Here is a 387-nt window from a genome sequence, read left to right on the forward strand (position 1 = left end):
TCCAAGACGATCAAGGGGAGGGATGCGATCAAATGCCAGCATATAGGTGATAACGGCGGACATCACTTCAGGTATAGGCGGACAGCCTGGCACTTTAATAATGGTTTTATCGGTAATTAATTTGTGAACCGGCGTGGCTTTAGTTGGGTTGGGACGGGCTGCCTGCACGCAGCCCCATGATGCGCAGGACCCCCAGGCGATAATCGCTTTAGCATCCGCGCTGACGCGTTTTAACTTTTCCAGGAACGGCTCGCCAGCCAGTATGCAAAACATTCCATCTTCATTCAGCGGCGCGTTACCTTCCACGGCAACGATATAATTTCCTTTGTACTCACGCATCACATCCGCCAACGCCTGCTCGGCTTGTTGCCCTGCGGCGGCCATAAT

At 53.0% G+C, this 387-nt stretch carries 1 protein-coding gene; it reads right to left on the bottom strand.

Translation table 11 applies throughout. The features are described 5' to 3' along the window. The coding region (locus WCE05_RS26380) for a hydrogenase small subunit (protein WP_368816893.1) at positions 1-387 on the bottom strand (387 nt) is incomplete at both ends.

The sequence above is a fragment of the Pseudomonas sp. I2 genome, assembly GCF_040984075.1.
In the GTDB taxonomy this organism is placed as follows: domain Bacteria; phylum Pseudomonadota; class Gammaproteobacteria; order Pseudomonadales; family Pseudomonadaceae; genus Aquipseudomonas; species Aquipseudomonas guariconensis_B.